This is a genomic window from Pseudomonas folii (assembly GCF_014357575.1).
GTDB lineage: Bacteria > Pseudomonadota > Gammaproteobacteria > Pseudomonadales > Pseudomonadaceae > Aquipseudomonas > Aquipseudomonas folii.
Window position 1 is genome coordinate 1 of record NZ_JACONW010000266.1, and the last position, 3,579, is coordinate 3,579.

General features: G+C 48.7%; 5 protein-coding genes. 4 read left to right on the top strand and 1 reads right to left on the bottom strand.

Annotation, left to right across the window (positions count from 1 at the left end; genetic code table 11):
- Positions 1 to 43: 43 nt before the first annotated feature.
- Positions 44 to 262, bottom strand: coding sequence for a DUF6124 family protein (locus tag H8S59_RS26445; RefSeq protein WP_187523322.1), 219 nt, complete (start codon positions 260 to 262; stop codon positions 44 to 46).
- 637 nt (positions 263 to 899) lie between these two features.
- On the opposite strand from H8S59_RS26445, the gene H8S59_RS26450 reads away from it, so the two are divergent.
- From H8S59_RS26450 to H8S59_RS26465, 4 genes are all read left to right on the top strand, one after another.
- Positions 900 to 1,499, top strand: a complete 600-nt coding sequence (locus H8S59_RS26450) for a PAAR domain-containing protein (RefSeq protein ID WP_187523323.1) — start codon at positions 900 to 902, stop codon at positions 1,497 to 1,499.
- Positions 1,496 to 2,215, top strand: coding sequence for an N-acetylmuramoyl-L-alanine amidase (locus H8S59_RS26455; protein ID WP_187523324.1), 720 nt, complete (start codon positions 1,496 to 1,498; stop codon positions 2,213 to 2,215). The genes H8S59_RS26450 and H8S59_RS26455 overlap by 4 nt, the downstream gene beginning before the upstream one ends.
- A 535-nt stretch (positions 2,216 to 2,750) precedes the next feature.
- Entirely contained in the window at positions 2,751 to 3,038 is a 288-nt protein-coding gene (locus H8S59_RS26460; RefSeq protein ID WP_187523325.1) for a hypothetical protein, read from the top strand.
- Between the two features lie 72 nt (positions 3,039 to 3,110).
- Positions 3,111 to 3,461, top strand: coding sequence for a hypothetical protein (locus tag H8S59_RS26465; RefSeq protein WP_214658485.1), 351 nt, complete (start codon positions 3,111 to 3,113; stop codon positions 3,459 to 3,461).
- The last annotated feature ends 118 nt before the right edge of the window (positions 3,462 to 3,579 follow it).

A 3,579-nucleotide genomic window follows, 5' to 3' on the forward strand; every position in this document is an offset into this window, starting at 1 on the left:
GTCAGGGACACAGGACGAGCTCCTACAGATCAGGCATCGCATTTCACCCGCAAGCAGTCGGTGCCTCCAACCCAATCAAAGACTGATCGATAACACTGCGCGCCATATCCACCAGATGCATGACCGACATCGCCAGAAGCCGATCCGAACCGGTCAGGCGGTCGCCGTTTTCGTAGGCTGTTACGGCTGCGCAGTGCAGCAGGTGGGAGGCGTGGCTTAAAGACTGTTCGAGGTTTGAAGATGAAACTAGTAGCTCAGTCATGTTGAAGTCCCTTAATGCTGAAGGAGACCGCCAACCACCGCTACTAAACGATAAGGGTGGCAGCCGTGCGTAGGTTAGTAGACCGGGCTCCAGCAACCGGCGCGCCCGAAGACGCCCTGCGCACAGCCGCCATAAAATGGACGCTCAGAGAACGCCTCATCGAGAGGTGACACTGTACGACTAGAGCGATGGGCTACTAAACCCTGTCACTGCAATGCAGCGACCGGCGCACCTTAGGAGCCAAAATCGCCACCCGCAAGCGCTTGGAATCGTTTCGGAAATTTCCCTCAAGAAAAAAGGAAATGTAGTGCAAAGCGCTGAGGCGACTGCCTGCAAAACTGCCCACCACTGCCTCCCCGCCCACTCAAATCAGGGGACACAAAGCTCAATAAAACGCTTCCAAGAAACGCCCTTCAAACCTTTGAGATTCGCCCTACATAGCCATCCGTAACTTTCGTTTAGCGTCCGTATCTCGCAGTGACATCACGTCATGCAGATGTCGTTAAACCGAAGAATCAGGATGAATGATATGAGCACACACTATTCCCTCAACGTCTCTCAAGACACTGCCCTGCAGCTATTAACAGCCAGAGCGCCGACAGCCGAAGACTTCCCGCTCTCTGTGGAGGGCTGATCCATGGCGAGGGGATATTTCATTCGCGAGGGCGACAAAACCACCTGTGGCGGCGTCGTAATAGCAGGAGACGGCCGCACCAACATGATGGGTTTCAATCATGCCAGGGAAGGCGACCCAGTCACCTGCGGTGTAGACGGCAAGGCGTACATCATCGTAGGCGGTATTGGATTCATCGACAGCAACGGCAGGTCCCCGGCAGGAACGCTGGACAGCTCCAGCACCTGTCCCTGCCGGGCGAGGCTTATCAATTCGTTAAGCCATAGCTATGAGAAACAGGACAAACCCTCGGCCCAACGTGCGACTCAGCCAGATAAAAGATCCGCCCCAAAACCACAAATGGCTGACTCCGCCTCCCCCACCCACGCTCCAAAAGCAGAGATATATGCACGATCCTTCGCCATCACGAACAGCGAAACCGGGCAACCTCTCGCCAATCGAAAGTTCATCGCAGTGGTCAACGGCCACGAAAAGTCTGGCATCACAGATGCCGCTGGCATGGCTCACATAAAGACGTCATCGGCAGATTCAATCGTCGCGCTCCACGTTGTGTTCAATGCCCCTGCGCGAGAACTTAGCGAGCTGTCGAGGATTGTCCAATGACTCCCAGCAAATTCACGACCACCGCGCAGGTACAAAAGGTAATACCTGACCAATCCATCGCACCGGTGGAAATCACCGTCAACGACCGAGCAGCAACCCGCGAAGCGATCATTCGTAAAGTCCGTTCGCTGGGGCATGAGTTTGTGGAGCGGTCGGGCTGGAAGGCAAATAATCCCAAGAAAACTTTGGACGAAGATTGGGAGTACAGCATGATTGCCCTCCACCATGCCGGCAGGAGTTACTCGTGCGGTATTGGTGCCGAGCAGATGCTGGAAACTCAAGAGTTTCAGCAGAAAGGGAGACCGGATGACATCGCATACCATTTCGGAATCGATTGCTCAGGGATTGTCTACGAAGGCCGGGATATCCGTTTTAAAGGATCCAGCGTTCTCGAATTCAACACGGGAGTAATCGGAATAGCTCTAATGAATAATCTTACAACCGCGGAAGAAGGTGATGACATAGTCGCCTTTGGTCGCAAGACTTTAGAATACTTAGGAATCAATACGACTAACAAAATACCGACCCCTCAAATTGACGCCACAATCAACCTTATTTCAGCTTTGAGAAGTGTCTTTGTTATCGAGCACTTTGGTGGCCATATGGAGTATCCCCGCCAAAAGGCGGAAGGGAAAATATGCCCTGGTAATATTGGGATGAAACTGGTCAAAAAAATTCGCAAAAAAACACACTTGTCAGCACCACCTCTCTCATGAAGAAAATATTTATATCTTTCATACTCATTTCGATCGCTCACTTGTACCTAGGTTACTATGTATCCCTAGACTTTGAAGATCCACGAATAGAGATATTCATAAAAAAACACCCTACACTCCAAGTCAGATTTGAGAACATTTATACCAGTGACGAGGAACGAAAGCTTTTGAAAGACCTGAGCACAGCAGAACTAATTATGGTCAGGAGCTATTGTAAATTTCGGTTAGGAAATGATAGTCGATTGAGAAACCAAGATGAATTAGAAGCCTGTAAAGCGCGCTAATCCATCACCTATCGAGATGGAATCTATCTGGGCCGTACATGTACGGCCCAATACAAAAGCCCTACACTACGAATAGAAAGCACACTGAATTTTATCGCCACACCAAAGATTGTTCTCTACATCAAAAACTTTGGAGGGCATAAGAGCATCTAGAAAACACCCAAGGAAAGGGGGAAATATACCCCGGCAACTTTGGTATGAAACTGGTCAAGAAACCTCGTTCACAGACAAAATTTTGAAGCCGCCTCCGCATGAAAAAAACACTCGCCATTTTTGTAATTATTTTTATCGCCCATCTTTACATAGGCTATTACGAAGACCTGGGGGTCCACGGTGGAGACACCGTGTATTTCATAAAAAAGCACCCAACACTTCAGGTCAAATTTAAAAACCTCTATACCAGAGACGGAGATTACACACCCTTAAATAAAATGAACATGGTAGAAGCAAACATAATCATAGATTACTGCTGGTATCGCCTGGGTATTAAAACCCGGATCAATACTGAAGAAGAACTTGAGGCTTGCAAGGCGCGTTAATCGACTCAAACGTTTCAATCGGGCGGAACTCAAACCGCCCGGACCTATACAGTCCCCGACGAAAATCACATTGTGAAAAAAATTATCGTTTTAGCGAGCTGCGCAGCCCTTACTGCCTCAATTATTTTATTTACCGGTTACTATAAGACGAGCTGGGCAGAAGACAATAAAATAATCGTATTTATAAAAAAGAAGCCCACCCTTCAAATTAAATTTGTGAACTACTTTTCGACGGACTCAGAAGACAAAAGCAATGTACACCAACTAGACAGGAAGGATCGGCGACTTGTAGTTGATTACTGCAAATACCACTTAGGTATAGAAATAGAGATGAACACACAAGAAGAGATGGATACTTGCGAAGCGGCCTACCACGCTACACGCAAGAAGCCTTCGATCTACGAACATGAAGCTGTTCAATAAATAACCAGCCGCTCGCAGGCCTTGAGCCATCTAGCCTGCATACGGTTCTCCAAAGGTTATCCACAGGCAGGCTAATGGATAAAGTGGATAACCTCAGGGGCACGCAATCCCCTTGTGG